Source organism: Streptomyces sp. NPDC047981, from assembly GCF_040653315.1.
In the GTDB taxonomy this organism is placed as follows: Bacteria; Actinomycetota; Actinomycetes; order Streptomycetales; family Streptomycetaceae; genus Streptomyces.
The window spans coordinates 48610-75346 of sequence record NZ_JBEZNQ010000019.1; the positions used below are offsets into that span (position 1 = coordinate 48610).

Annotated in this window: 22 protein-coding genes; 14 read left to right on the plus strand and 8 right to left on the minus strand. The window is 72.8% G+C overall.

The genetic code is table 11. From position 1 onward, the window contains the following. Window positions 1–118 precede the first annotated feature (118 nt). Entirely contained in the window at window positions 119–685 is a 567-nt protein-coding gene (locus AB0E14_RS14145; protein WP_362416078.1) for a transglycosylase family protein, read from the plus strand. Here the strand turns inward: AB0E14_RS14145 and AB0E14_RS14150 are convergent. Genes AB0E14_RS14150 through AB0E14_RS14160 form a run of 3 tightly spaced genes read right to left on the minus strand, consistent with a single transcriptional unit; the run spans window position 678 to window position 4317 of the window. Beyond that, on the minus strand, window positions 678–1328 hold the full coding sequence (locus tag AB0E14_RS14150; protein WP_362416081.1) for an ATP-binding cassette domain-containing protein: 651 nt from the start codon (window positions 1326–1328) through the stop codon (window positions 678–680). The two genes, AB0E14_RS14145 and AB0E14_RS14150, sit on opposite strands and share 8 nt — an antisense overlap. Continuing rightward, entirely contained in the window at window positions 1325–3895 is a 2571-nt protein-coding gene (locus tag AB0E14_RS14155) for an ATP-binding cassette domain-containing protein (RefSeq protein WP_362416084.1), read from the minus strand. Before AB0E14_RS14155 ends, AB0E14_RS14150 begins: the two co-directional genes overlap by 4 nt. Continuing rightward, window positions 3883–4317: a hypothetical protein gene (locus tag AB0E14_RS14160; protein ID WP_362416088.1), complete on the minus strand. Its 435-nt coding sequence runs from the start codon at window positions 4315–4317 to the stop codon at window positions 3883–3885. The genes AB0E14_RS14155 and AB0E14_RS14160 overlap by 13 nt, the downstream gene beginning before the upstream one ends. A 150-nt stretch (window positions 4318–4467) precedes the next feature. On the opposite strand from AB0E14_RS14160, the gene AB0E14_RS14165 reads away from it, so the two are divergent. The 4 genes from AB0E14_RS14165 to AB0E14_RS14180 all read left to right on the plus strand — a co-directional run bounded on the left by AB0E14_RS14165 (window position 4468) and on the right by AB0E14_RS14180 (window position 8715). Continuing rightward, window positions 4468–4983: a hypothetical protein gene (locus tag AB0E14_RS14165; RefSeq protein ID WP_362416091.1), complete on the plus strand. Its 516-nt coding sequence runs from the start codon at window positions 4468–4470 to the stop codon at window positions 4981–4983. Then, complete coding sequence (locus AB0E14_RS14170; protein WP_362416094.1) at window positions 4961–6250, plus strand: ABC transporter substrate-binding protein; 1290 nt, start codon at window positions 4961–4963, stop codon at window positions 6248–6250. Before AB0E14_RS14165 ends, AB0E14_RS14170 begins: the two co-directional genes overlap by 23 nt. Window positions 6251–6372: 122 nt before the next feature. Next, the gene (locus AB0E14_RS14175) at window positions 6373–7650 is read left to right on the plus strand and encodes a glycosyltransferase family 4 protein (RefSeq protein ID WP_362416097.1); all 1278 of its coding nucleotides are present in this window, start codon (window positions 6373–6375) and stop codon (window positions 7648–7650) included. An 87-nt stretch (window positions 7651–7737) separates the two neighbouring features. Beyond that, window positions 7738–8715: a YafY family protein gene (locus AB0E14_RS14180; protein WP_362416100.1), complete on the plus strand. Its 978-nt coding sequence runs from the start codon at window positions 7738–7740 to the stop codon at window positions 8713–8715. Here AB0E14_RS14180 and ctaD read toward each other — a convergent pair. Next, the gene (gene ctaD, locus AB0E14_RS14185; RefSeq protein WP_362416103.1) at window positions 8663–10366 is read right to left on the minus strand and encodes a cytochrome c oxidase subunit I; all 1704 of its coding nucleotides are present in this window, start codon (window positions 10364–10366) and stop codon (window positions 8663–8665) included. The two genes, AB0E14_RS14180 and ctaD, sit on opposite strands and share 53 nt — an antisense overlap. Window positions 10367–10695: 329 nt before the next feature. On the opposite strand from ctaD, the gene AB0E14_RS14190 reads away from it, so the two are divergent. Next, window positions 10696–10899, plus strand: a complete 204-nt coding sequence (locus AB0E14_RS14190) for an I78 family peptidase inhibitor (protein ID WP_362416106.1) — start codon at window positions 10696–10698, stop codon at window positions 10897–10899. Window positions 10900–10979: 80 nt separating this feature from the next. On the opposite strand, the gene AB0E14_RS14195 is transcribed toward AB0E14_RS14190, so the two are convergent. Then, a complete protein-coding gene (locus AB0E14_RS14195; RefSeq protein ID WP_362416109.1) occupies window positions 10980–12011 on the minus strand; it encodes a phosphatase PAP2 family protein in 1032 nt (343 codons plus the stop codon). Window positions 12012–12418: 407 nt separating this feature from the next. Between AB0E14_RS14195 and AB0E14_RS14200 the strand changes: the two genes are divergently transcribed. Next, on the plus strand, window positions 12419–14092 hold the full coding sequence (locus tag AB0E14_RS14200; RefSeq protein ID WP_362416112.1) for an MFS transporter: 1674 nt from the start codon (window positions 12419–12421) through the stop codon (window positions 14090–14092). Window positions 14093–14166: 74 nt separating this feature from the next. On the opposite strand, the gene AB0E14_RS14205 is transcribed toward AB0E14_RS14200, so the two are convergent. Then, window positions 14167–14601, minus strand: coding sequence for a cell division protein SepF (locus AB0E14_RS14205; protein ID WP_362416115.1), 435 nt, complete (start codon window positions 14599–14601; stop codon window positions 14167–14169). A gap of 322 nt (window positions 14602–14923) precedes the next feature. Here AB0E14_RS14205 and AB0E14_RS14210 point away from each other — a divergent pair, with 322 nt between their 5' ends. The 6 genes from AB0E14_RS14210 (at window position 14924) to AB0E14_RS14235 (ending at window position 21613) form a co-directional block, all read left to right on the plus strand. Next, on the plus strand, window positions 14924–16180 hold the full coding sequence (locus AB0E14_RS14210) for a DUF5685 family protein (RefSeq protein ID WP_362416118.1): 1257 nt from the start codon (window positions 14924–14926) through the stop codon (window positions 16178–16180). Between the two features lie 104 nt (window positions 16181–16284). Then, window positions 16285–18120 carry an FAD/NAD(P)-binding protein gene (locus tag AB0E14_RS14215; RefSeq protein WP_362416121.1) on the plus strand — a complete coding sequence of 612 codons (1836 nt, stop codon included), beginning with the start codon at window positions 16285–16287 and terminating at the stop codon, window positions 18118–18120. Beyond that, complete coding sequence (locus tag AB0E14_RS14220) at window positions 18107–18904, plus strand: DUF1684 domain-containing protein (protein WP_362416123.1); 798 nt, start codon at window positions 18107–18109, stop codon at window positions 18902–18904. The genes AB0E14_RS14215 and AB0E14_RS14220 overlap by 14 nt, the downstream gene beginning before the upstream one ends. Window positions 18905–19145: 241 nt before the next feature. Continuing rightward, window positions 19146–20036 carry a S1 family peptidase gene (locus tag AB0E14_RS14225; RefSeq protein WP_362416126.1) on the plus strand — a complete coding sequence of 297 codons (891 nt, stop codon included), beginning with the start codon at window positions 19146–19148 and terminating at the stop codon, window positions 20034–20036. A 97-nt stretch (window positions 20037–20133) separates the two neighbouring features. Continuing rightward, entirely contained in the window at window positions 20134–20883 is a 750-nt protein-coding gene (locus AB0E14_RS14230; RefSeq protein WP_362416129.1) for a hypothetical protein, read from the plus strand. Window positions 20884–20980: 97 nt separating this feature from the next. Then, on the plus strand, window positions 20981–21613 hold the full coding sequence (locus AB0E14_RS14235) for a hypothetical protein (protein WP_362416132.1): 633 nt from the start codon (window positions 20981–20983) through the stop codon (window positions 21611–21613). 35 nt (window positions 21614–21648) lie between these two features. Here AB0E14_RS14235 and AB0E14_RS14240 read toward each other — a convergent pair whose 3' ends face one another. Further along, window positions 21649–22512: an alpha/beta hydrolase gene (locus AB0E14_RS14240; protein WP_362416135.1), complete on the minus strand. Its 864-nt coding sequence runs from the start codon at window positions 22510–22512 to the stop codon at window positions 21649–21651. A 225-nt stretch (window positions 22513–22737) separates the two neighbouring features. Between AB0E14_RS14240 and adhE the strand changes: the two genes are divergently transcribed. Continuing rightward, on the plus strand, window positions 22738–25353 hold the full coding sequence (adhE, locus tag AB0E14_RS14245) for a bifunctional acetaldehyde-CoA/alcohol dehydrogenase (protein ID WP_362416138.1): 2616 nt from the start codon (window positions 22738–22740) through the stop codon (window positions 25351–25353). A gap of 142 nt (window positions 25354–25495) precedes the next feature. Here adhE and AB0E14_RS14250 read toward each other — a convergent pair whose 3' ends face one another. Further along, entirely contained in the window at window positions 25496–26584 is a 1089-nt protein-coding gene (locus AB0E14_RS14250) for a DUF3533 domain-containing protein (protein ID WP_362416141.1), read from the minus strand. Window positions 26585–26737 lie beyond the last annotated feature (153 nt).

Here is a 26737-nt window from a genome sequence, read left to right on the forward strand (position 1 = left end):
ATCGGCCGGGGTCACGCGTCCGGGTGCGGCAACTTGTGTGACTCCGACCGGGTGGGGCGTGCGCGTCCTCCCGCGCGGCACGGCGCCCGCACCCGCTTGTGCTGCCTAGCCTGCCGCGATGTCGAAGATCAGATGGTGGACAGCAGCGGCGTCGGCGGCCGCGCTCCTCGCGCTCGTTCCCGCACCGGCGCAGTCGGCGGCGCCGACCCGGGCCGCGGCCGAACGGCGGACGCCCGCGGCGCCCGCCTACGCCTGCGCCAAGGACCAGTGGCCGTGGGGCTGCGTCGCCGAGTGCGAGAGCAGCGGCCGCTGGCACATCAACACCGGCAACGGCTTCTACGGCGGACTCCAGTTCTGGCAGCCGACCTGGGAGGAGCACGGCGGTCTGAAGTACGCCAGGCGCGCCGACCTGGCGACCCGTCAGCAGCAGATCGCGGTCGCCGAGGCGGTGCTCCGCACCCAGGGCTGGGAGGCCTGGCCGGTCTGCTCGAAGCGGTACAAGCTGAGCGGGCGGGCCCATGTGGTGCAGCCGGGCGACACACTCAGCAAGGTCGCGACGCGGTTCGGGATCGCGGGCGGCTGGCAGGCGCTGTACAAGGCGAACCGGAGCGTGGTGGGGGCGGACCCGAACCGGCTGCTCGTCGGCACGATGCTGCGGATCTCGCCGCTTACCGTGCTCAGGTGAACTCCGCCGCCTCCCCGCTGAAGGCGAGGGAGCCGCGGCGCAGTTCGTGCAGGAGCGTGCCGGCCGGGAGACCGGGCGGGGGGCGCTGCTCGGCGAGGACGACGGCGGCGCCGCCCGTCCGGGCGAGGGCGGCGAGCAGCCGGTACGTACGGGAGGACACCTCGGGCGACAGACCGAGGGACGGCTCGTCGACCAGGACCACGCGGGCGGGGGTCAGCAGGGCCCGGGAGAGCGCCAGCATCCGGCGCTCTCCACCCGAGAGGGTGCCGGCGGTGCGGGGGAGGAGGGGGTCGAGTTCGGGGTACGCGGCGAGGGCCGCATCCCGGTCCCCCGGTGCCAGGTCCAGGTTCTCGGCGACCGTGAGTGTCGCGTAGACCGCTCGGAGGTCGGGTACGAAGCACAGTCCGCGCCGGGCCCGGGCGTGGGCGTGCAGGCGGGTCACGTCCGCGCCGCGCCACAGGACCCGGCCGGAGGCGAGGGGGACCGTCCCGGCGAGGGCGCGCAGCGCGGAGGTGCGGCCGGAGCCGTTGCGGCCGACGAGGACGGTCACGGTCGCGGCCGGGACGGGCAGGTCGAGGCCGTGCAGGGCCTCCAGGGGGCCGTAGCGGACGCGGGCCGCGCGCAGCGCGATCTCGACGCTCATGACACGATCCGGCCCCCTTCCATGGTGTGCACGGTGTGGGCGAGCCCCGCGACAAGGTCCGGGTCGTGCTCGACGACGAGGACGGTCAGGCCGTCCGCGGCAAGTGCGGCCAGGATCCGGGCGAGGGCCTCGGTCTCGGCGGCGTCCAGACCGGCGGAGGGCTCGTCGAGGAGGAGCGTGTGCGGGCGGCCGGCGAGGGCGCGGGCCAGCTCGACCCGGCGCAGCGTGCCGGTGGGCAGGTCCGCGGCGGGGAGGCGGCGGACGGGCCCTGCCAGGCCCAGGAGGCGGAGGGCCTGTTCGGTGTGGGCGGGGGAGCGGTGGTGGCCCTGCTCGGCGCCGATGCGGACGTTGTCCTCGACGGTGAGGGAGGGGAAGACGGCCAGCTGCTGGAAGGAGCGGGCGACGCCGAGGCGGGTACGGGCGTGGGCGGGGCGGGCGGTGATGTCGGCGCCGTCGAGGGTGACGCGGCCGTGGGTGGGGCGCAGGGTGCCGGCGAGGCAGTCGAAGAGGGTGCTCTTGCCGGCGCCGTTCGGGCCGACGAGGGCGGTGACGCGCCCTGGGGCGAGGGCGAGGGTGACGTGGGAGAGGGCGGTCAGGCCGCCGGGGTGGGTGAGGGTGAGGTCGTGAGCGGTGAGCCTCGCGGGGGCGGGTGCGGGTGAGGTGCGGTGGGCCGGTGCCGGCCGGTGGGGGTGCGCCCGGCCTTCGGCCGGGCTGGGGATACCACCCGCACCGCCCGTACTGCTTGTCGACAAAGGTGCGGGTCCACCTGTGGGTGGTGGCCCGCCGTCGGCGGTTGCGGGTGTGTGTTCGCGCCCTGGCAGCCAGGACGTCAGTGGGGGGATGCGGCCCGTCAGGGCCGCGAGGACGCCGATCGTAGCCGCCGCCACACCGCCCCGCGTGCCCGCGTCCAGGCCCACCAGGAGCGCCGCGGCCGCCAGGGGCGACAGGAGGCTGTCGGCGCCCAGGACGACGATCGCGGCGAACCAGAGGAGGCCGCGGACCGGGTCGTAGGCCTCCGGGTCGAAGGCGCGCAGGCCCATGCCCAGCAGGCCACCGCCCAGGGCCGCCAGGGCCGCGCCCAGGACGAAGGCGAGGAGCTTCAGCAGGCTCACCCGTACCCCGGACGCCTCCGCGCCCGCCTCGTGGTCGCGCAGTGCGGCGAGCGCGCGGCCCGTGCGGCCCCGGCGCAGCGCCGCGACCAGGACCAGGCAACCGGCCAGGACCACGAGCTCCAGGGCGTAGTAGCGGCGGTCGTCCGCGAAGCCCGCCGGGCGGCCGAGTTCAAGGCCCGCCGTCGCGTACGGCTGCGCGAACACGAACCGGCTCACGGCCACCCCGACCGCCAGCGTCACGAGCGCCAGGGCGAGACCGTGGCGCCGGATCGCCGGCCACCCCGTCACCAGTCCCAGGGGGGCGACCAGGAGCACGGCGAGCGCGAGCGCGAGGAGTTCCGGCAGGCCGTCCGTCGCGAGCAGCGCCGTGAACAGGGCGCCGAGGCCCGCGTACGCCGCCTGGCCGAGGGCGATCTGGCCGCCCCGCCCCGTCACGACCACCAGGGACAGGAGCACGATCGCGAGCGCCGGCACCTGGACGGCCGTGTGCAGGTCCGTACCGGCGAAGCCCAGCGGCAGCAGGAAGAGCACCCCGACCGTGAACCACACCCCCGTAGGGGTGCGAGGGGCCACGGACGGGAGAGGCAGCGCGTCCCTGCCGGGCCCCCCGATCCCCGGCACGGCCAGGGCGGCCACCAGGAGCGCCACCACGAACAGGTTCGCCCCCAGCGCCTGCACCAGGGGGCCCGCCCAGCCCTCCGGGTGGAGGCGGGTCAGCTGCGCCTGCGCCACGCCCAGCGCGAGGGCCGTCAGGATCGCGACCGGCAGGCTGCGCATCCGGGCCACCACCGCGACCGCGATCACCTCGACGACCAGGAGCGGCATCCCGTACGGGTCGAGCCGTACGTACGGGGCCAGCAGGACACCCGTGAGCCCCGCCGTGAACGCGCCGAACGCCCAGCCGCCCGCCGCCACCCGGTCCGCGTCGATGCCGCCCAGCATCGCCAGCGGCCGGTTGTCCACCACGGCCCGCAGCTCCCGGCCGAAGCGGGTCCACCGGGTCACCACGCCCACCGCGACCGCCAGCAGGACCACCGCCGCGAGCTGCGTCCACGGATCGTCGCCGAGGAGCACCGGCGCGTCCGCCCGCGCCCCCGTGCCCCACAGCAGCGCCGCCCCGCCCACCAGGAGGACGAAGACCCCGATGGAGGCCACCAGGGTCTGCGCCGGGTTCGAGCCGAGCACCGCCAGCGGCCGGAACACCGCCCGGTCCAGGGCCAGACCGATGCCGGGCGCGACCACGAGGAGCGTCACCAGCGCGCCCAGCGGCAGCGGCCAGCCCCACTCGACCACCACCTGCCGCAGGACGTACGCGCAGACCATGGCGATCGCGCCGTGCGCCAGATTGAGCACCCCGGTCGCCCGGTAGGTGACGATCAGCCCGATGCCGGTGAGCGCGGCGGCGCTGCCCACCGCGAGCCCGGCGAGCGTGAGGTCGTACGTCAGCGAGGCCACGGCTCACACACCGGGCAGGGGTCGAGTTCGGCCTCCCCGGCCGGTTCGGCGTCCGACCGGTCCGCCACCAGCGGGCAGTCGGGGCGGTGCGCCAGCGTCCCGCCCGGCACCCGGACCGGGGGGTCGGTGGAGGAGGGCGGCGGAGCGCCGTCCGCCGCGAGGGCCTCGGCGGCGGCTTCCGGTCCGGCCGGCCCGGAGGTCCGCCCGTCCGGCGCACGGGCCGAGGACAGCACCGCCCCGGCCACGAGGACCGCGCCCGCCACGATCAGCGCGGCCCCCGGCACCGTGCACGAGGCGAGGTAGGGCAGCTGGCGCTCCGCGAAGCGCTCGCCGGAGACGCCGTACCAGCCCAGGACGCAGAGCACCGCGCCCCCGGCCACCGCCGCGACGCCGGCCCACAGCAGCCCGCGGGATGTCGGCACGGTCGGCACGGTCGGCACGGGACCTCCCTCGGCTCGGCCTCCTCCACCCGATTCACGCTGAATGTTCTCTTCCTTGCGCTATGTCGGGAATCGGCCCACCCTGGAATCATCAGGCCGCCCGGCCCCGACGGACACCCGGTGGTGAGCCAGATGGTTCTCAAGCGACGTGGTCGACGCTCGCGCACTTCGTTCGCGGCTCTGGCGGCGGCCTCGGCCCTCGTCCTCGGGCCCGTGCTCGCGGGCTGCGGCGACGACGACGTCGCCGGCGACCCGATCGCCACGGGCACGCGCTCGGTCCCGGCCGACGCCCCCTCCGACCCGGTCGCCGCCAAGGCCGAGATCACCAAGAACTGGCTGCTGTTCTTCAACCCGCGGACCCCGGCCGACGAGCGGGTGAAGCTGCTGGAGAACGGGGAGCAACTGGGCCCGGCGCTCGAGGTCCTCATGACCAACGACGCCGCGTCCCAGGCCACGGCGAAGGTCAAGGGCATCGAGTTCACCTCGCCGAACGACGCCGCCGTGACGTACGACCTGCTGGTCGCCGAGTCCGTGGCCGTACCGAACGCCAAGGGCACCTCGGTCCTGCAGGACGACACCTGGAAGGTGTCCGCGAAGACCCTCTGCGGCCTGGCGCAGCTCAGCGGTGCGAGCGTTCCGGGTTGCTGAGACCGGCGGGGCGCTGCTCCTCGCCGCGCTGCTCGCCCTGACCGCGGCGTGCGGCAGCCGGCTCCCGGAGAACGCGTTCGAGACGCGGCCCACCGCCACTTCCCCCTCCGGCGGTGAGCCGCTCAGGGTCGGCATCATCACCAGCGCCACCAGCCCCGTCGGCGGTGAGGCGTTCACCGGCCCGCGCGACGGCGCCCGGGCCTGGTTCGACGCGCTCAACGCCGAGGGCGGCCTGAACGGCCGCCGCGTCGAGGTCGTCACCTGCGACGACGGCGGCAGCGGCGTCGGCAACAACGAGTGCGTGCACCGGCTGATCGACGAACAGAAGGTGTTCGCCCTCGTCGCCACCACCGCGCTCGACTACGCCGGCGCGCCCCTGGTCGCCAGGGCGGGCGTCCCCGACGTCGGCGGCCAGCCGCTGACCGCCGCGTACGACACCTACCCGCACCTGTACGGGATCTACGGCAGCCTCGCCCCGCGCACCGGAGCGGCGCCCGGCTGGAACGGCGTGCTCTACGGCGGGACCGAGGTCTACCGCTGGTTCAAGCGCGAGCACTCCGCCCGTACCGCCGCCGTCGTCGCCTACAACCAGGCCGCGTCGACGGCGTACGCGCGGCTGATCTCCGACGGGCTGCGGGCCGAGGGGTACCGGGTCGTCGACGAGCAGGTCGACTTCGCGCTGCCCAACTTCCGCGCCGTCGCCGCCGATCTGCGGGCGCAGGGCGCCGACCTGGTCTTCGACGCCCTGGACACGCACGGCAACGCCCAGCTCTGCGAGGCGATGGAGGCACTGGGCGTGAAGGTCACCGCCAAGGTGACCAACGTGCAGAACTGGTCCTCGACCGTGCCCCGCGACTACGCCGCCTCCCCCTCCTGCCGCGCCTCGCTCTTCGTCACCGGCTCCAGCCGCAACTACGAGGACACCGGGCACCCGGCGGTCCGCGAGTTCCGGGCGGCGATGGGCGACCGGCCGCTCTCGCAGTGGCAGTTGGAGGGGTGGGCGGCCGCGATGTGGTTCACGGACGCGGCGCTCTCCTGCGGGGACCGGCTCACCCGCGGCTGCGTCGAGGAGTACCTGAACCGGGCGGAGCCGTACACCGCGCGCGGGCTGCTGCTGCCCGTCCGCTTCGAGCGGCTCCCCGAGCCGCCGAAGACCCGGGAGAGCTGTCTCTCCGTGGCCCGTTGGCAGGACGGCCGCGGCTGGGTCACGCAGGGCGACATGAACACGAACTGCGCCACGGTCCCGCAGATCGGCTACCGACCGTGAGCGGGCCCCCGGCCTCGCACGTGAATCCGCCACCGACCGTGAGGAGACCGGCCGTGAACCGGAAGCGGCGGGGCAGTAAAGTCGCGACCGACCGACCATACTGACGGGGGATCCGGCGGCCGATGCGCATCTCGTTCCTGCTCCACAACGCCTACCACATCGGCGGAACCATCCGGACGACGTTCACCCTCGCCCAGGTGCTGGCCGAGCGTCACGAGGTCGAGATCGTCTCGGTCTTCCGGCACCGCGACACGCCCGTCCTGGGCCTGCCCGCCGGTGTGACCCTGCGTCACCTCGTGGACCTGCGCAAGGACAGCCCCGGTTACGACGGCGAGCACCCCGACATCGCCCGGCCGGCCCGGGTCTTCCCGCGCGGCGACGGCCGCTGGAAGCAGTACAGCGCCCTCACCGACGACCGGATCGGCGCGCACCTGGCCTCCGTCGAGGCCGACGTGGTGGTCTCCACCCGGCCCGGGCTCAACGTCCACCTCGCCCGGCAGACCCGGAGCGGCCCGGTCCTGGTCGGCCAGGAACACCTGATCCTGGACGGCCACACCTTCCGGCTGCGCCGCGAGATCGCCCACCGGTACGCGGTCCTCGACGCCGTCACCACGGTGACCGAGGCCGACGCCCGCTCGTACCGGACCCGGCTGCGGCTGCCGGGCGTACGGATCGACGCGGTGCCCAACAGCGTGCCCGCGCCCGGCGTTCCGCCCGCCGACCCCGCCTCGAGGATCGTCGTCGCGGCGGGCCGGCTGACCCCGGTCAAGCGGTACGACGTCCTCGTCGAAGCCTTCGCCCAGGTGGCGGCGGCCCACCCGGACTGGAGGCTGCGGATCTACGGCGAGGGCGACCAGGGCGGCGACACGCGGCCCGCGCTGACCCGGCAGATCGAGCGGCTCGGCCTCGGGGAGAACGTCTTCCTCATGGGCATGGCCAACCCCATGGAGCCGGAGTGGGCCAAGGGCTCCATCGCCGCCGTCACCTCGCGGCGCGAGTCCTTCGGCATGACGCTGGTCGAGGCGATGCGATGCGGTCTTCCGGTCGTCTCCACCGACTGCCCGTACGGCCCCCGCGAGATCGTCGAGGACGGTGTCGACGGCCGTCTCGTGCCCGTGGACGACGTCTCCGCCGTGGCCCGGGCGCTGCTCGAACTCGTCGAGGACGACGAACTGCGCGCCAGGACCGCGAAGGCGGCCCTCACCGCGTCCGAGCGCTTCGACCCGGTCCGGATCGCGGCCCGCCACGAGGAGATCTGGAGCGAGCTGGTCGCCCGGGGCACGAGCGGCCGCGCCCACGGCCGGCTGAGCGAGACCCGGCACCGCGCGGTCGGCTCCCTCGTCGACGCGGTGTACGAGCTGAAGCGCCGGATCGGGGTCCTCGTCCGCCGCTTCCGCTGAGGCCGGGAGCGAGCCGCCGCCGGTCGACGGCCGCCCGCGTGCCCTTCAGGACCGGAGCTGTCCGCGAGTGCTGGCAGACTCGGCCCCATGCTGGACACCTCCGCACGGCTCCTGCGCCTGCTCTCGCTGCTGCAGGCCCACCGCGAGTGGTCGGGCGCCGATCTCGCCGACCGGCTCGGGGTGACCACCCGGACCGTGCGCCGGGACGTCGACCGGCTGCGCGCACTCGGCTACCCGGTCAACGCGAGCCCCGGCACGGGCGGTGGCTACCAGCTCGGCGCCGGCGCCGAACTGCCGCCGCTGCTGCTCGACGACGACGAGGCCGTCGCCGTCGCGGTCGGGCTGCGGACGGCCGCCGGGCAGGGCGTCGAGGGCATCGGCGAGGCCTCCGTACGCGCCCTGGCCAAGCTGGAGCAGGTGCTGCCGGGCCGGCTGCGCCGCCGGGTGAGCACCCTCAACGCCTTCACCGTGCCGATGCTGCGCACCCCGGCGAGCCAGGTCGACCCGGCCGTCCTGACCGAACTCGCGAACGCCTGCCGGGACAGCGAGCGGCTCCGCTTCGCCTACCGCGACCACGGCGGCTCGGCCACCCGCCGCACGGTCGAGCCGCACCGCCTGGTCTGCACCGAGCGCCGCTGGTACCTGGTCGCCTGGGACCTCGACCGGGCCGACTGGCGTACGTTCCGGGTCGACCGGATCGAGCCGAAGCCGCCCCACGGCCCCCGCTTCCCACCCCGCGAGCCGCCCGCCGAGGACCTGGCCGGCTACGTCGCCCAGGGCATCTCGGGGGCGGCCTACGCGGCCGAGGCGACGATCCGGCTGCACGTCCCGCTCGCCGAGGCGGCCGCCGCCGTCGGCCCGCTGGACGGCGTCCTGGAACCGGACGGGGACGCGGCCTGCCTGCTGCGCACGGGGGCGGGCAGCCTGGCCGGCATGGTCGTCCATGTGCTGATGCTGGGCGTCGAGTTCGAGGTGGTCGCCCCGCGTGAACTGGACGACCGGGTCCGTGCGCTCAGGGACCGGCTTTCTCGCGCGGTGGACCGCTCGGAGCGCTCGGGGCGGTGATCCGCATCCGCTCGAAGGCCGCGAACTCCGGGTGGTGCAGATCGAAGGCCGGCGACTCGGAGCGGATCCTCGGGACCGCGTCGAAGTTGTGGCGGGGCGGCGGGCAGGACGTCGCCCACTCCAGCGAACGGCCGAACCCCCAGGGGTCGTCCACCTCGACCTTCGGCGCGTAGCGGGCGGTGCGCCAGACGTTGTACAGGAACGGCAGCGTGGAGGCGCCGAGCAGGAACGCGCCGATCGTGGAGACCGTGTTGAGCGCGGTGAAACCGTCGGCGTCCAGATAGTCGGCGTACCGCCGGGGCATGCCCTCCGCGCCGAGCCAGTGCTGCACCAGGAACGTGAGGTGGAAGCCGACGAAGAGGGTCCAGAAGTGGACTTTGCCCAGGCGCTCGTCGAGCATCCGGCCGGTGAACTTCGGCCACCAGAAGGTGAAGCCGGCGAAGGTCGCGAAGACGACCGTGCCGAAGACCGTGTAGTGGAAGTGGGCCACGACGAAGTACGAGTCGGTGACGGCGAAGTCCATCGGCGGCGAGGCGAGGATGACGCCGGTCAGCCCGCCGAAGAGGAAGGACACCAGGAAGCCGACCGACCAGAGCATGGGCGTCTCGAAGGAGAGCGAACCCCTGAGCATCGTGCCGGTCCAGTTGAAGAACTTCACCCCGGTCGGCACGGCGATCAGGAACGAGAGGAGGGAGAAGAAGGGCAGCAGCACGGCCCCGGTCGCGAACATGTGGTGCGCCCAGACCACCACCGAGAGCCCGGTGATCGTCATGGTCGCGGCGATCAGCGTCGCGTAGCCGAAGATCGGCTTGCGGGCGAAGACCGGGATGATCTCGCTGACGATGCCGAAGAACGGCAGCGCGATGATGTAGACCTCGGGGTGGCCGAAGAACCAGAAGAGGTGCTGCCACAGCAGCGCCCCGCCGTTCTCGGGCTGGAAGACCACCGACCCGAACCGCCGGTCCGACTCCAGGACGAGCAGCGCCGCGGCCAGCACGGGGAAGGCCATCAGGACCAGGATCGCGGTGAAGAGGACGTTCCAGGTGAAGATCGGCATCCGGAACATCGTCATCCCCGGCGCCCGCATCCCGATGATCGTCGCCAGGAAGTTCACCGAGGTGAGGATCGTGCCGAAGCCGGAGAGCGCGAGCCCCATGATCCAGAGGTCGGCGCCGATCCCTGGGGAGCGTTCCAGGCCGTTGAGCGGGGCGTAGGCGGTCCAGCCGAAGGCGGCGGGCCCGCTCGGGACGAGCAGCGTGCCGATCACCATCAGGCCGCCGAAGAGGAACAGCCAGTACGAGAACATGTTCAGCCGCGGGAAGGCGACGTCGGGGGAGCCGATCTGGAGCGGCACCAGCTCGTTGGCGAAGCCGGCGAAGGTGGGCGTCGCGAAGAGCAGCAGCATGATCGTGCCGTGCAGCGTGAACGCCTGGTTGAACTGCTGGTTGTCGAGCAGCTGGGTCCCGGGGCGGGCCAGCTCGGCCCGCATCAGCATCGCCATGACACCGGCGGCCAGGAAGAAGAGGAACGAGGTCACCAGGTACAGGTGGCCGATCTTCTTGTGGTCGGTCGTGGTGAGCCAGTCGATCAGGACCCGCCCATGCCGTTCCCGAGGTGATTCGACGGCCGCGGTCGCGGTGTCGGTGCCCATCGATGCCTCCGGTGCGTCCGATCGTCCGGACATGATGCGCGCCAGGAGGGCGGGGACACGGGAGGCGGGCCCCGGAGTGCTCCGGTCGGCCGAACGTGTGCGCGTCCTGCGGGGAAATCGTGAAAACCGCGAGGTGGTGGCGCCCCGGTGAATTCGCCGGACGGGCGGAGGAACGGAATTCGGGAAGCGCTTGCGGGAAGTGCGGTAAGGGGCCTGGAATTGCCGGGGATTCGGCCGGAAACTGCCCTTCCGAGTGACGGCACCCGTGTCAAACATATGTCGAGAAGCTGTGACACAAGCGTGACCGGTAAGGGACTAACGTGAGGCCCATGACACCCAAGCCGACCTCCCCCGTACCGCCGGAAGACTATGTGGGCCTCGACCGTGAGCAGGCCGAACGGCTCGCCAGGAACCACGGCTGGAGCGTGGTCCGTTCGCTGCCGCCGGGCTCGATCATCACCATGGAGTACCTGGAGGGCCGCATCAACTTCGAGGTGACGGACGGTGCTGTCACCCGCTGCTGGCTCGGCTGACGGAACGGCGCCCACGGCACGTACGACAAGGAAGGGCCCCGGCGCGCTGCCGGGGCCCTTCCTGCTGCGGTCGTGTCGGCTCAGCCGCCGGTGAGCGGCCGTGAGCGCGCCGGGCGGCGGCTGCCGGTCGGGGTGACCGGCGTCCGCTCCGCGCGGGCGGAGTGCCCGGCGTGCCCCGCATGCGCCGTGTGCGCCCGGGGGCCGGTGAGCGGCGGCGCGAGACGGCCGTCCCCGCGTGCGGCGGACGAGGCCCGTCCGCTGCGGGCGCCGACGGTCTCCCTGACCGGCTCCCCGGCCGTGACCGGAGACTGCGGGTACCGCGCGGGACGCGGCCCGCCGGTCGCCACGGGCAGCGACGGGACCAGCCGGCGGCGGGCCCGCAGCTGCTCGCGCAGCCGGTCGCGGACGCCGAGCACCAGGGTCTCCGTCCGGCCGATCAGCGGCTCGCACCAGGGCAGCGCGAGCAGGATGAGCAGCCCGGCGGCCCAGCCGAGCAGGACGTCGCTCAGCCAGTGCGTGCCGATGTAGACGGTGGTCAGGCCGACGCCGAGCGCGACCACGGCGGAGAGCGCCGAGAGGTAGCGGCGGGCGCGCGGGGTGGTCGCCAGATAGGCCAGGATGCCCCAGGTCACGACCGCGTTGGCGGTGTGCCCCGACGGAAATATATCGCCGCCCGCGAAGAGCTCGGCGGAGCCGATCTGCGTCGCGTAGTGGGGACCGAGGCGGCCGAGTCCGAGCTTGACCGCGCCGACGGTGACATTGAGCAGGAGCAGGGCGGCGCCGAGGGTGAGCAGGGGGCGCAGGGTGTGCTGGCGCCAGGAGCGCCAGCCCAGCCAGGCCGCCACCATCACGGCCGTCGGGCCGCGCTGGCCGAGGACGACGTAGTAGTCGAGGAAGGGGTGCAGGTCCGGCCACTGCTGGTAGGGCCGGAAGAGCATGATCTTCCAGTCGAGGGTCACCAGCCAGGTCGAGAGCAGCACGGCCACGACGATGGCGAGATAGAACGCCAGCGTCCCGCCGAAGAGGGCGAGACGCGTGCGAGTCATCCGCGGGACCTCTATCTTCGGCGGTTCCGGCTCCCGGTCCAGCCGGGCAAAGATGTCGGTACGCACCCAATCGACGTTACAGGGAGTGAGTGTCGACCTTGGTCGTTCCGGTCTCTTCGTGATGACGATGTGATGTGGAGTAGGTCTCAGTCCGGGGTTTATTCCTGGCGACTGTCTGAGAATCCGATGACCTTGTGCCCTATTGGGTGCGGTCGACTTTCCGGAAGTCTGTTTGTACGTCACGGAAATTTCTCAAACGGTTGTGCGGGAGGAATTCGGCGCGACGCGCGGCCCTGCTGGAGTGGCGTACGCCACACCGGGCGGCCCGCCGGGGTGAGAGGTGCGCCACGCGCTCGCGCCCTGAACTCGCGTACGCTGACGGCTCACTCGCCCGTCGATGCCGGGCCGCCCCGAGGACCCGAACCCCCGGCCGGCGCCCGCCGAGTGCGAGGGCTTCACTGGGAGGTACGTACATGCAGCGGACGATCACGGCCGGAGCACGGCTCCGCGCCGACGGCGGCGGCGCCAACCGCTGGGTCGTCCTCGTCGTCCTCTGTGTCAGCCTGCTCCTCGTGGCGCTCGACGCCACCGTGCTCCACGTCGCCGTCCCCTCCCTCACCGAGGACCTGCGGCCGGGCGCCACCGAACTGCTCTGGATCGTCGACGCCTATCCGCTGATCTGCGCCTCGCTGCTGATCCTCTTCGGCACGCTCGGCGACCGGGTCGGCCGGCGGCGGGTGCTGCTCCTCGGTTACGCGCTGTTCGGCGTCGCCTCCTTGGTCGCCGCCCTCGCCACCACTCCCGAGGTGCTCATCGGCGCCCGCGCCCTCCTCGGTGTCGGCGGCGCGATGATCATGCCCGCCACCCTTTCCATCCTCCGGGCGGTCTTCCCCGACCGGCGCGAGCGGGCCACCGCCATCGGCATCTGGACGGCGGTCGCCGCGATCGGCGCCGCCACGGGTCCCGTGCTCGGCGGCTTCCTGGTCGAGCACTACTGGTGGGGCTCGGTCTTCCTGATCAACATCCCGCTGATGGCGCTGATCCTGCCGCTCGGCCGCTGGCTGCTGCCCGAGTCCAAGGGGCGCGACGACGGCCCCTGGGACGTCCTCGGCGCGCTGATGGCCGCCGCCGGCGTGCTCGGCATGGTGCTCGGGGTGAAGCGGATCGGCGCGGGCGAGAACCTGTTCGCCCCGGCGACCTGCGGCCCGCTGCTCGTCGGCGCCGCGCTGCTGATCCTCTTCGTACGGCGGCAGAAGCGCCGGGCGCACCCGCTGATCGACATGCGGCTGTTCTCCCGGCCCGCCTTCACCACCTCCGTCGGCTGCATCGTGCTGGCCATGCTGGCCCTGGTCGGCCTGGAGCTGATCGCCGTCCAGTACCTCCAGCTCGTCCTCGGGCTCAGCCCCCTGGAGACCGGGCTCAGGCTGTTGCCGCTCACCTTCGCCGCCATGGCTGCGGGTGCCACCGGCTCGTACACGCTGCGCCGGATCGGGCCGCGCCGGATGGTCGGCTGGGGCTTCGTCCTCACCGCGGGCGCCGTGCTGCTGCTCGTCCTGATGGGCCAGACCGACCGGCCCCTGCTGCTCACCGTCGGCTTCGTCCTGCTCGGCTTCGGCCTGCAGACGACCCTCTTCTCCGCCTACGAGTCGATGCTCAGCGAGGCGCCGGCGGAGAGCGCGGGTGGCGCGGCGGCGATCGGCGAGACCTCGTACCAGCTCGGCGCGGGCATGGGCATCGCGCTGCTCGGCAGCGTCATGAACGCCGCGTACGCCCCCGGCCTCGCCTCGGTCCCCGAGGTCCCGGCCGCCGCGAGCAAGGCCGCCGCGAACTCGCTCGGCGAGGCCTACCAGGTCGCCGACCAGCTCGGCGGCACGGCGGGCGCGGCGCTGTACCACGCGGCCCGGCACGCCTTCGTGGACGGTCTGCACATCACGCTGTTCGTCAGCGCGGGGCTGCTGCTTCTCGGCGCCCTGATGGCGCTGCGGCTGCCGCGCGTCATGGAGTGCCTGGTGGATCCGGAGGACCTGGTGGCGCCGGTCCCCGCGGAGACGCCGGTGTGCGAGGAGAAGACGGTGTGCGAGGACGTGCGGTTGCCGGCCAGCCGCGAACCGGTCGAGCCCGCCCGCTCCGGCCGCCCGGCGCGCTAGGGCAGCCTCTCGGGGCACCGGCCGGCCTTGGGTGGGCGTCCTTCGGCGCCGTTGCCGGAAGGTGCGCCCACCGCTCAGCTCTGGTTGAAGAAACCGTCCTGCGCACGCGCGGCGGGGTCTCCGCTGATGATCTGCGTGTCGGCCGGAGTCAGCAGGAAGACCCGGGTGGCCACCCGCTCGATCGAGCCGCGCAGACCGAAGGCGAGTCCGGCGGCGAAGTCCACCACGCGCTTGGCGTCGGAGGGCTCCATGGCCGTGAGGTTCACGATGACCGGGACGCCGTCCCGGAAGAGCTCGCCGATGCCCCGGGCGTCCCGGAACCCGTCCGGGGAGACGGTCGCGATCCGGCGGCCCTGCTCCTGGGCCGAGTCGGACGCCACCCGGACCCGGGGGTCCGTCACCCAGGCGTCGCCGCTCTCGTTACCCTCGGCGTACTCGTCGTCGTAGTAACGCTCGTCGCTGTCCTCGACGAGTCCCAGCCAGGCGCTCGCCTTGCGCACCGATCCCATGGACGCCTCCTTTCAGCGCGGTCACTTGTGGTTCCGCAATCCCTATCGTCGTCCATGATGCGGATCGCGCGCCAAGTGGATAGTCGGCGCGCGCGTGTTTCGTGACGGTACTGGTGCAGAACGTGAGGCCCTGTTTCTGGCGATTCGTCAGGAATCTTGCGGTATGCGGGGCCTGACGGAGGTTCCGCAGGGGCTGTGCAACTTAAAATATGAAAGTCGGTCCAGAAGGGTGACGGCCGGAGCGTCCGGGTGAACGGAGCGCTCGGTACGATGCCCGGCACACGCGGCACCCGCACATGCGCACGACTCACGGGGGAGTCTCTTGTTCGGAATCGTCAGGCCCTGCACGCACCGGCTCAGCGAGGGTCTCAAGGTCGAGTGGATGGCCCATCTCTGCGGCCTCTGCCTGGCACTTCGGGCCGACCACGGGCAGTTCGCCCGGGTGGTCACCAACTACGACGGGCTCATCGTCTCGGTTCTGACGGAGGCTCAGACAGGTCCGATCGACGGCATACGTCGCACGGCGGGCCCCTGTCCGCTGCGCGGGATGCGGAGCGCGCCGGTCGCCCAGGGCGAGGGCGCGCGGCTCGCCGCGGCCGTCTCGCTGGTCCTCGCCTCGGCGAAGGTCCGGGATCACGTCGCCGACCGGGACGGCCTGCTGGCCCGCCGGCCGGTCGCCGCCGCGGCCCGCCGGGTCGCCAGGTCCTGGGACCGGGCGGGCGAGCGGACCGGGCGCGCGCTCGGCTTCGACACCGCCCTCCTGGTGGACGCCGTGGACCGGCAGACCGGGATCGAGACGCTCGCCGGCCTCGGCACGCCGCTCCTCGTCGTGACCGAGCCGACCGAGACCGCGACGGCTGCGGCCTTCGCCCACACCGCCGTCCTCGCCGGGCGGCCGGGGAACGTCGAGCCGCTCTCCGAGGCGGGCCGGCTCTTCGGCCGGCTCGCGCACCTGCTCGACGCCGTGGAGGACCGGGAGGCCGACGCGGCCTCGGGCGCGTGGAACCCGCTCACCGCGACCGGCACCTCGCTCACGGAGGCCCGGCGGCTCGCGGACGACGCGCTGCACGGCATCCGCCTCGCCCTGCGGGACGCGGAGTTCGCGAACGGCCGGCTCGTGCACGTGCTCCTGGCCCACGAGCTGAGGGTCTCGGTGGACCGGGCCTTCGGCACCACGAGCTGCTCGCACGGCGCGGGTGCCCATGGGGCCACCGGGGCCGCTGGGTCCGCTGGGGCTGGGTCCGCTGGGGCGGCGCACCAGCCGGGGCCGTACGGTCCCGGACCCTTGCCGGGCAATCCGTACGCCCCCGGCGGGCCCGGGGGACCGGGAGCCCCGCTGCCGCCCGAGCCGCCGAACCGGCGCCGCGGCCTCCTTGCCGGGTGCGCGGTCTGGATGGGCCTCGCGTGTACCTGCCAGCTGTGCTGCGGGCACGAAGATCCCTGGAGCGGGGAGCGCCGGGAGGGGCTCTGCAACGATGTGGGCAACTGGTGCGACTGCTGTGACTGCTGCAGCAATTGCTGCGGTGAGGGGGACGGCTGCTGTGGCGACTGCGACTGTGGGTGTGACTGCGGCTGCTGAGGCCCACGGGGGTGGTACGTGGTGAGAAGGGGCGCGGTGTCGTGGAGCGCCCGCTGATGCGGAACCTCCGATGACGCGGAACCTCCGGTGACGCGGAAGCTCCGATGACGCGCAAGGCGTCCCTCGTGATCGTCGGCGCGGGGCCGCGCGGGACCGGGGTCCTGGAGCGGATCGCCGCCAACGCGCCGGAGCTGTACGACGGTTCCGGCCTCGACGTCCATGTCGTCGACCCCTACCCGCCCGGCGGCGGCCGGATCTGGCGCCACGACCAGTCCCCACTGCTCCGGATGAACTCGCAGGCACAGGACGTCACGATGTTCACCGACGCCGGCGTGGAGATGGCCGGGCCGGTCCTCGCCGGGCCCACCGTCCACGAGTGGGCCGGCGGGGACGGGCGGGCCTTCGTCAGCCGCCGCACGCACAGCGGCTATCTGCGCTGGGTGTACGACCGGGCCGTCGCCGCCCTGCCGCCCGGAATCGCCGTCCATCACCATCCGCGCCGGGCGCTCCACGTCTCCGGGACGCGGCACGGCCGCCAGACGGTCAGGCTGGAAGGGCTCCGCACCCCGCTCGTCGCCGACGCCGTCATCCTCGCCCAGGGGCATCTGGACGCCGAACCCGACGCCGAGCAGGCCGGGTTGGCCGACTTCGCCGCACGACACGGCCTGGTGCACCTGCCGCCCGAGTTCACCGCCGACAGCGACCTGTCCCGGCTCGCGCCCGGCGCGCCGGTGCTCGTGCGCGGACTCGGCCTCGCCTTCGTCGACCTCATGGTGCTGCTCACCGAGGGGCGCGGCGGCCGGTACGGGGAGGACGGGACGTACCTGCCGTCCGGGCGCGAGCCGGTGCTGTACGTCGGATCGCGGCGGGGCGTCCCGTACCACGCGAAGATCCCGTACCCGCTCGTGGGCGAACGGCCGCCGCTGCCGCGCCACCTGGGCCCGGCGGAGATCGACCGGCTGCTCGCGCTGCCCGGCGGGCCCGACTTCCGGCGGGACGTCTGGCCGCTGGTCGCCAGGGAACTCCGGTTCGCCCACTACCACCGTCTCTTCACCGCGCACCCCGAGCGCACCCGCGTCCCCTGGGACGTGTTCGAGCGCGCCCACGTCGGCATCCCGCCCGGCGGCGGCCCCGTACTCGGCACCCTCGTCGCCGGCGCCGTGCCCGACCCCGCCGACCGGCTCGACCTCGGCGCGCTCGACCGCCCGCTCGCCGGGGTCCGCCACGCCTCCGCCGAGGCGCTCCAGGAACATCTGCGGACGTACATCGCCGCCGGCCTCGCCCGCCGCCGCGACCCGGCGCACAGCGCCGACCTCGCTCTGTCCCACGCGCTGCTCGCCGTCTACGGGCAGTTGGCCCGGCTCGGCGACCTGGGCCCCTGGTGGCACGGCTTCTACAGCTCCCTCGCGTCCGGACCGCCGAGTTCGCGCCTGCGCGACCTGCTCGCGCTCTCCCACGCGGGGGTCGTGCGGTTCCTCGGCGCCGACCTCCGGATCACCACGGGGGACGGGGTGTTCCGTGCCGAGAGCCCGACGCTGCCGGGGCACGTCACCGAGGCCCGCGCGCTCGTCGAGGCACGGCTCCCGGAGCCCACGGTCGGCACCACCAGGGACCCGCTGCTGCGGGCGCTGTACGCCGACGGCGCGGCGGCGACCCCGGCCGGGCTGCTCGCGGTCGACCCCGCCGACGGGCGTGTCCTGGACCGGACGGGGGTGCCCCACCCGCGGCGGTTCGCGCTCGGGCCGGGCACGGACGCGCGCGGGCCCGGTGGGTTCACCCGGCCCGGCGGCAACGGCCTGGCACTCCGCCAGAACGACGCGACCGCGCGGACGGTGCTCGCCCTGCTGCGCGAGCCGGCCCGGCCCGCGCATCCCCCGAAGCGTCGCATCCCGGGCTTCCCGGACCCGTATGGAAAGGTGGAACACCATGAGCACGGATAGCACCGATCCCCAGCAGGACTGGCAGCACTGGCACGAGCAGCGCACGGCGGCGGTCTCCTCGTCGTACGGTCCGCTCTCCCTCACCGGCACGTACTGGCTCTCCGACTACCCGGAGGGGCGAATTCCGGCCGTTCCCGGGCGGTGGCGGGACGAGGGCGACGAGGTGGTCCTCAGCGCCGGGGCCGAGGACGCCGTCACCGTCGACGGCAAGCCCCTGATCGGCAGCGTTCGGCTCATGGCCGACCACCCCCCGATCCACGAGTCCCGGGCCGAGTCCGCCGGGCGGCGGCTCGTCGTGCTGCGCCGCGAAGGGCTCTGGGCGGTACGGGACTTCGACCCCGAGTCCGCGGCGCGGCGCGCCTTCCGGGGCATCGAAGCCACCCCGTACGACGAGAACTGGGTGGTCCCCGGCGCCTTCCGCGCGTACGAGGAGTCCCGGAGCGTCCGGGTGGAGAACGCGGACGGGAAGGAGCGGGGGCTCGGGCTCGCGGGCGAACTCTCCTTCGAGCTGCGGGGCGTCGAGCACACCCTGCAGGTCGCGGTGGAGGACGACGGCACGCTGTGGGCGGTCTTCGCCGACGCGACCAGCGGCCGGGACAGCTACCGCTTCCGTTTCCTGCGTCCGCCCGCGCCCGCCGCCGACGGCTCGGTGACCGTCGACTTCAACCGCGCGCTGCTGCCGCCGTGCGCCTTCGCGGACCACTTCATCTGCCCGTTCCCGCCGCCCGGGAACACGCTCGACACCGCCGTGCCGGCGGGGGAGCGGCGGCTCGCCGAGGGCTGAGGCGGGGCCGGAGGGGCCGGGCCGGGGATGACCGTGGACGGCGTCGCGCGCGCCGTCCACACCGCTGGCGTGATCAACTCCTTTGTAGTGGCGGGTAGTTGAGCGTCGCACGGCCGAAAGGCGCCCTTGCGGCGGCCGGTCGGCGGGACCGAGACTCCCCCACAGCGCCGGCCCCCGGGCCGCGCCTCACGGGTCCGGCACCCCACGGCGGACCCCCGATTCCCCTCTGGAGGAACGCGAAGTGAGGATCAAGCGCACCACCCCCACGAGAACCATCCGACTGCTCGCCGTCGCCACCGGTCTCGCCGCCGCCGCGGCCGTCGCGGTCCCCGCCGCGAACGCCGACACGGCGCAGACCTTCAGTGCGTCCCAGCTCACCGCCGCGGGCGACGCCGTCCTCGCGGCCGACGTGGCAGGCACCGCCTGGCACGTCGACCCGGCCACCGACACCCTGGTCGTCACCGCCGACTCCACGGTGTCCAAGGCCGAGATAGCCGAGATCAAGCGCGAGGCGGGCGCCAACGCAGGCGCGATCCGTATCGAGCGCACCCCCGGCAAGTTCAACAAGCTGATCTCCGGCGGCGACGCCGTCTACGCCACCAGCTGGCGCTGCTCCCTCGGCTTCAACGTCCGTGACAGCGCGGGCAACTACTTCTTCCTGACCGCCGGCCACTGCACGGACGGCGCGGGCACCTGGTACTCCAACTCGGGCCGCACGACCGTCCTCGGCACCACCTCGGGATCCAGCTTCCCGACCAACGACTACGGCATCGTCCGCTACACGAACTCCAGTGTCACCAAGTCCGGCACCGTCGGCAGTGTCGACATCACCAGCGCCGCCAACGCCACCGTGGGCATGTCCGTGACCCGTCGCGGCTCCACCACCGGCACCCACAGCGGCTCCGTGACCGGTCTCAACGCGACCGTCAACTACGGTGGCGGCGACATCGTGTACGGCATGATCCGCACCAACGTCTGCGCCGAGCCCGGCGACTCCGGCGGCCCGCTCTACTCGGGCAGCCGCGCGATCGGCCTCACCTCCGGCGGCAGCGGCAACTGCTCCAGCGGCGGTACGACGTTCTTCCAGCCGGTCACCGAGGCGCTGAGCGCGTACGGGGTCAGCGTGTACTAGAGCGTCCGACCGGGCACCATGATCCGAACAGAAGCCGGTCCCCCGGCCCCTCGTGGGCCGGGGGACCGGCGCGTGGACTCGTGGTGGGGAGAAACGTGTGACCGTCCGGCCCGGTGGACCGATACCCGCCTCAGACGCCCAGCGCAGGGTCCGGCGCAGCCCGCTGCTCTACACGGCGCCGATCGTGCTGCTCGGCCTGCTCACGGGCGTCCTGGGCTGGGAGATCGTTCGCGCCAACATGACCGAGCAGGCCAGGACCGACTGGCCGTGGCGGCTGCAGTTGCTGGACATGGAGCCGCTGGGCAGCCTGCTCGCGGTCGCGGCGGCCGCCGTCCTCGCGCGGGCCCAGTACGCCCGTACGGTACGGCCCATGCTCGGCTGGCGGGCCGACTGGACGACGGGCCGGCTGAGCGGGAGCGGGGACGGGAACAACGGCAACGGGAACGGGAGCAACGGGAACGGAGTCGAGTGGCGGGCCGGGGTCTACAACGGCGGCCAGTACACCGCGGTGATCGAGCGCTACGACTTCCGGCTCGTCCTGGCGGGGGAGAACGCCCCCGACTCGACCCCCTGGACGGACCTCCCCGGAGCGGTGGCCACCCTGGCCGGGGCCGGCCTGGTCGCGGGCGAGGACTTCCGGATCCCGCTCTTCGGCAACTTCCCGCTGGTGGGCACGGGGACGTACGAGACCGTGACGATGGGCTCCTTCTCCCGACGCTTCGTCGACGAGGTCGACGCCTTCCACATCCGGCTGCGTGTGCTGGACACCGTCGGCGACAGCCACGAGCGGATCATGAACCTCCTCAAGGGCGCCCGCTCGACGGGCTACCCGCCACCGGCCTCGTGAGGAGCGGTACCCGGGCCGTCGTGCGGCTCCGGGTGCCGCCCCTCGGCTTTGGGCGACTTGCACGCGGAGCCAGGTCCGAACCTGGTTCACTGCCTAGGTGCTGACACTCGCGACTGGCGATTTCTATGAATCCGGCACCTTCTGGGCTGCGGTTGGAGTGTTCGTGGCCCTCTTGGTCGGGTTGGGGGCGATGTGGGCCACTCTGAGATCGCGTGTACCCCAACGGCGGCGTCTGCTGTATGCGATGAGCAGTACCTCCTTGCTTCAGGAGCAGCTCAACGGGCGTATTGAGGTCCGGCATACCGGCACCTCGCTCGCGGAGCCGCGATTGGTACAGATTCGCCTGACGAACGTCAGCCGCCGGGATGTCTCCAGCGCATCATTCGACCGGAACGAGCCGATCAAGATAGCGGTCGGGCGTCAGATCCTCGAGCTGCTCAGTGCTGAGACGAGGCCGCAAGGTGCTGCGGCCCCACCGGTGACGGTTCAGGGAGATGAACTTCATGTCGGCCCAGGGAGGCTGGGGCGGCGGGAGTCCGTCACGTTCTTTCTGCTCGTCGACGGTGATCCGAGCTATTCCCACTGGCATGCCCTCATCGACGTCGGATTCGACGAAGAACCCGAGGTCTCCTACTCGACACGAGAGTTGAACCACACGGTACTGAGAGTCTTTCTGTCGGCACTGGTGATCTTCGCGCTCCTGCTCTCCGTCATGGGCAGGAGCAAGTAGGTCACCGAGGGCCGGTAGCGGGCAGATGTGCCCGGCTACCGGAGCAGCCGGTCCAGGACGGACGGGAGGGCGTACTGGGCGGCGAAGTGGCCTGCGGCCGGGACGAGTTCGAGGGTGGCGTCCGGGATCGTGGCGGCCAGCCAGCGGGTGTGGTCCGGGGGTGAGAAGGCGTCGTCGAGGCCGTGCCAGAGCAGGACCGGGGTGGTGATGGCGGAGACGTCGAAGCCCCAGGGGTGGGTGAAGGCGAGGCAGTCGTCGGTCCAGCCGTGGTGCGTGGTGCCGAGTGCCTCGCGGTAGGCGCGCAGGAGTGTGGCGCGTACGGCGGGGTCGGAGACGACCGGGAGGTCGTGGTCGGAGAGTTCGGCGCGCAGGTCCTCGACGAGCCGCTCCGGGTCCTTCCGGATGGCCGCCGCCCGGGCGGCGAGGTCCGCGTCGAGCCGCTCGGGCGCCTCGGTGGCGAGGCCGAACTCGCGCACGTTGAACGGGGTCATGCCGCCGAACCAGTCGAGCCCTGCCGCGTCCCGGGGCGCGATGCTCACGAGCGCCGCGGCGGCCAGGACCCGCTCGGGCAGCAGGGCCGCGCAGGCGAGCGCGTGCGGGGCGCCGCCGGAGCGTCCGACGACGGCGAAGCGGTCCACCCCCAGCGCGTCGGCGACGGCGGCGGCGTCCCGCGCCGCGTCGGCCACCCGGCGGCCGGGGTGCCGGTCCGAGCCGCCGTACCCGGGCCGGTCGTAGGCGAAGAAGCGCAGGTCGGGGCGGCGCTCGGGGAGGTCGGGCAGCGCGGTCCCCAGCCGGCTGCCGGGTGTGCCGTGCAGGAGCAGTACGGGGGTCCCGGCGGGATTTCCCCATTCCTCGGCCAGCAGCAGGCGGCCGTCGGCGGTGCGCACATGCTTTCCCATGGCCGGAGAGCCTACCGGCGATATTCTTGTGAAAGTTTTCACAAGTCGCCAAGGGTCCAAAGTCCTGGATCGTCGTCGCAGGTCAGGGGTTGTTTCGGTGGCATTCACGCGATCTTGGAGGGGCTTTCGGCCTGCCCGGTCAGGGCTTTGTCCGAGCCCTTTCCGTATTCCCTGGGTGTCGAATGGAGTCGTCGGAGAAAAGGGATCGAAGAAGGAGTACCTGCCATGGAGGTCACGGCGGCCGAGGAGACGGCCACGGAGAGGGTGGACGGACTCGTCGAGAGGGCGCTCACGGCGCTCGGGCGGTTCGAGGGGCTCGACCAGGAGCAGGTCGACCACATCGTCAAGAAGGCGTCGCTCGCGGCGCTCGGCGCCCACGGCGAGCTCGCGCAGCTGGCCGTGGAGGAGACGGGCCGCGGACTGTTCGAGGACAAGGCCGTCAAGAACCTCTTCGCCTGCGAGCACGTGACGAACTCGATGGCCGGTCTGAAGACCGCCGGCGTGATCCGCCGCGACGAACTGAACGGCATCACCGAGATCGCCGAACCCGTCGGCGTCATCTGCGCGATGACCCCCGTCACCAACCCCACCTCGACCACGATCTTCAAGGCGCTGATCGCCCTGAAGACCCGTAACCCGATCGTCTTCGCCTTCCACCCCTCCGCGCAGCGGTGCTCCGCCGAGGCCGCCCGGATCGTCCGCGACGCCGCCGTCGCCGCCGGCGCGCCCGCCGACTGCGTGCAGTGGATCGAGGAGCCCTCCATGGCGGCCACCGGCCGCCTCATGCACCACGACGGCGTCTCCATCATCCTCGCCACCGGCGGCAACGCGATGGTCAAGGCCGCCTACTCCTGCGGCAAGCCCGCCCTCGGCGTCGGTGCCGGAAACGTCCCCGCGTACGTCACCCGTAGCGGCAAGCTCCAGCGGGCCGTCCACGACATCGTGCTCTCCAAGGCCTTCGACAACGGCATGATCTGCGCCTCCGAGCAGGCCGTCATCCTCGACCGGGAGGTGTACGAGCAGGGCATCGCCGAGTTCCAGCGGCTCGGCGCGTACGTCGTCACCGCCGCCGAGAAGACCAAGCTGGAGGAGTACGTCTTCGGCACCACCGCCTACGCCACCTCCTGCTCCGGCGCCAAGCTGAACGCGGACGTCGTCGGGAAGTCGCCGCGGTGGATCGCCGAACAGGCCGGCTTCGAGGTCCCCGAAGGCACCACGCTCCTGCTCGCCGAGTGCCACGAGGTCGGCGAGGGCGAGCCGCTCACCCGGGAGAAGCTCTCCCCGATCCTGGCCGCCCTCAAGGCCGACACCACCGAGCAGGGCCTCGAACTCTCCGCGCGGATGGTCGAGTTCCACGGACTCGGGCACAGCGCCGCGATCCACACCGAGGACGAGGCGCTCGCCGAGGAGTTCGGCAGGCGGGTCAAGGCGATCCGGGTCATCGTCAACGCCCCCTCCACCTTCGGCGGGATCGGCGACGTCTACAACTCCTTCCTGCCGTCGCTCACCCTCGGCTGCGGCTCGTACGGGCACAACTCGGTCTCGAACAACGTGACCGCGGTCAACCTGGTCAACGTCAAGCGGATCGGACGGCGCAACACCAACATGCAGTGGTTCAAGGTCCCGCCGAAGATCTACTTCGAGCGCAACTCCCTGCGCTACCTGGGCGAGATGGACGGCCTCAAGCGGGTCACGGTCGTCACCGACAGGACCATGGGCACGCTCGGCTTCGTCCAGAAGGTCACCGACATCCTCCAGGCCCGCCCCTCGGCGGTCGTCCTCCAGGTCATCGACGACGTCGAGCCCAACCCCGAACTCGCGACCGTCCAGGCGGGCGCCGCGCGGATGCGGGACTTCGGGCCCGACACGATCGTCGCGCTCGGCGGCGGCTCGGTGATGGACGCGGCCAAGATCATGTGGCTGATGTACGAGCACCCGGAGGTCGAGTTCGCGGACACGAAGGAGAAGTTCTTCGACATCCGCAAGCGCGCCTACAAGTTCCCCGGTCTGGGCGACAAGGCGCAGCTGGTGGCCGTCCCGACCACCTCCGGCACCGGCAGCGAGGTCACCCCCTTCGCCGTCATCTCCGACCCGGCGGCCGCCCAGAAGTACCCGCTCGCCGACTACGCGCTCACCCCGAACGTCGCCATCGTCGACCCGGTCCTCCCCGTGGGGCTCCCGGCGCACGTCACCGCCGACTCCGGCTTCGACGCGCTGACCCACGCCACCGAGGCGTACGTCTCGGTCTACTCCAACGACTACACCGACGGGCTCTGCCTCCAGGCGATCAAGCTCATCTTCGAGAACCTGGAGCGGTGCGTGGTGAACGGGGCGAAGGACCCCGAGGCGCGCGAGAAGATGCACAACGCCTCGACCGTCGCCGGCATGGCCTTCGCCAACGCCTTCCTCGGCCTGGTGCACGCCATGGCCCACACCCTCGGCAACACCTTCCACGTCGCCCACGGGCGCACCAACGCCCTGCTCCTGCCGCACGTCATCCGGCACAACGGCCAGGTCAGCGGCAAGGCCACACCGTGGCCGAAGGCGGAGGTCTACCGCGCCCCGGAGCGCTTCCAGGAGATCGCGAAGATGCTGGGCCTGCCGGCCGCGACGCCGGAGGAGGGCGTGGAGTCCTACGCGAAGGCGGTGGAGGACCTGCGCGCCAAGTGCGGCATCCCGGCCTCCTTCCAGGCGCAGGGCGTCGACGAGGCGGCCTTCCTGGAGGCCCTGCCGCAGCAGGCGATGAACGCGTACGCCGACCAGTGCGCGCCCGCCAACCCGCGGATGCCGATGATCGACGACATGAAGGAGCTGATGACCCGGGCGTACTACGGCGCCTGAGCCCTCGGTGACGAGCCGGCCGCCCCGCGCGAGGAAGCGCGGGGCGGCCGGCGTCGTGTCCGCGTACGGCACGTCCCGCCGTACGGCTCGTCCGCTTGACGGAGACCGACTGCTCGGCGGGGGCCCGACCGGGAGCGGATGTTCACGCGGTGGCACCGCCCGCCGCGCCGTCCGCCCCGCCCGCCGCGCCGCCCGTGCCGCCCGTCGCGCCGAGCTCCTCCGCGATCGGTTCGGTGCCCGGCTTCCGCTTCAGTGAGGACATCACCAGCGTGACCGCCGTGCCGACGACCGCCCAGGCCGAGAGCACCAGGAGCGAGACGGTGACGTCGTTGCCCTTGAAGTACGCGATCGACCGCGCGACCCAGGTGCCGGCGCCCGGGGGCAGGGCGGGGCCGATCGCGTTCCAGAACGGCGGCAGCATCGGCAGCGGGAACGCGCCGCCCGCGCTCGGGTTGCCCGCCACGACGATCAGCAGGATCGCCAGGCCGATGCCGACGATGCCGAAGACCGACTGGAGCGCGAGGGTCGCCGCGCCGACCGCGAAGACCACCAGGGCGCCCAGGCCCCACAGGGCCATGACGCTGCCGGGCAGCGCGCCGAGGATCGGGCCGACGATGACGGCGCCGCCGAGGCCGCCGAGGATCGCGTAGAGCGCGAGCACGCCGAGCCGGATGATCGCCCGCTCCGGGTTGGCGGGGCGGGAGCCGGCGCTGATGGCGAGGATCGCGGCGCAGATGTAGCCGCCGACGCACCAGCCGACGGCCAGGTAGAAGGCGGAGAGGCCGTCGAAGTCCTGGGGCGAGGCGGGGGCCACGTCCACGGTCCTGATGGTGCGCCCGTTGGCGGCCTCGACCTTGGTGAAGAGCGATTCCAGGGTGGCGGAGAGCACGGTGCCGCCGCCGGAGGCGACGAGCAGGGTGTCGGTGGTCCGCGCCGGGTTCACCAGGAGGGCGCCGTCGATGTCCCGGTTCAGGATCTGCTCCCGGGCCTCGGCCTCGTCGGTGACGGTCCGCGCGTCGAGCGGTCCGCCGGGGAGCTGGTCGAGCCGGCCGACGAGCTGGGCGGAGACCGCCGGGGGCGCGACCACTCCGAAGGGGACGTCCCTCGGCTTCGGGTTGTGGAGCGCCCCGACGTACGAGGTGATGAACAGCAGTTGGAGCGCGAAGACGCCGATGACCAGCAGCGCGGCGCGGGGCGTGACGGCACTCTTCAGTTCGTCGACGAGGCTCATGCCCCCACGCTCCGGGGAGGGGAGTGATCGCGCAGGCGGGCTGGGGCCGAACGGATGAGGCCGGACGGGCGGGGCGTGCATGACCTCTCGCGCGGGAATCGATGATGTGTTCGAATCGGGTCGCCGACCAGGGGTGATGAGGGGGTACAGTAA

Coding starts and splice junctions, on each gene's coding strand:
- ctaD (WP_362416103.1), bottom strand. CDS start 10,366: ATGGGCACCGACACCGCGACCGCGGCCGTCGAATCACCTCGGGAACGG.
- AB0E14_RS14240 (WP_362416135.1), bottom strand. CDS start 22,512: ATGGGAAAGCATGTGCGCACCGCCGACGGCCGCCTGCTGCTGGCCGAG.
- AB0E14_RS14165 (WP_362416091.1), top strand. CDS start 4,468: ATGGTTCTCAAGCGACGTGGTCGACGCTCGCGCACTTCGTTCGCGGCT.
- AB0E14_RS14190 (WP_362416106.1), top strand. CDS start 10,696: ATGACACCCAAGCCGACCTCCCCCGTACCGCCGGAAGACTATGTGGGC.
- AB0E14_RS14220 (WP_362416123.1), top strand. CDS start 18,107: ATGAGCACGGATAGCACCGATCCCCAGCAGGACTGGCAGCACTGGCAC.
- AB0E14_RS14200 (WP_362416112.1), top strand. CDS start 12,419: ATGCAGCGGACGATCACGGCCGGAGCACGGCTCCGCGCCGACGGCGGC.
- AB0E14_RS14145 (WP_362416078.1), top strand. CDS start 119: ATGTCGAAGATCAGATGGTGGACAGCAGCGGCGTCGGCGGCCGCGCTC.
- AB0E14_RS14205 (WP_362416115.1), bottom strand. CDS start 14,601: ATGGGATCGGTGCGCAAGGCGAGCGCCTGGCTGGGACTCGTCGAGGAC.
- AB0E14_RS14150 (WP_362416081.1), bottom strand. CDS start 1,328: ATGAGCGTCGAGATCGCGCTGCGCGCGGCCCGCGTCCGCTACGGCCCC.
- AB0E14_RS14250 (WP_362416141.1), bottom strand. CDS start 26,584: ATGAGCCTCGTCGACGAACTGAAGAGTGCCGTCACGCCCCGCGCCGCG.
- AB0E14_RS14180 (WP_362416100.1), top strand. CDS start 7,738: ATGCTGGACACCTCCGCACGGCTCCTGCGCCTGCTCTCGCTGCTGCAG.
- AB0E14_RS14175 (WP_362416097.1), top strand. CDS start 6,373: ATGCGCATCTCGTTCCTGCTCCACAACGCCTACCACATCGGCGGAACC.
- AB0E14_RS14215 (WP_362416121.1), top strand. CDS start 16,285: ATGACGCGCAAGGCGTCCCTCGTGATCGTCGGCGCGGGGCCGCGCGGG.
- adhE (WP_362416138.1), top strand. CDS start 22,738: ATGGAGGTCACGGCGGCCGAGGAGACGGCCACGGAGAGGGTGGACGGA.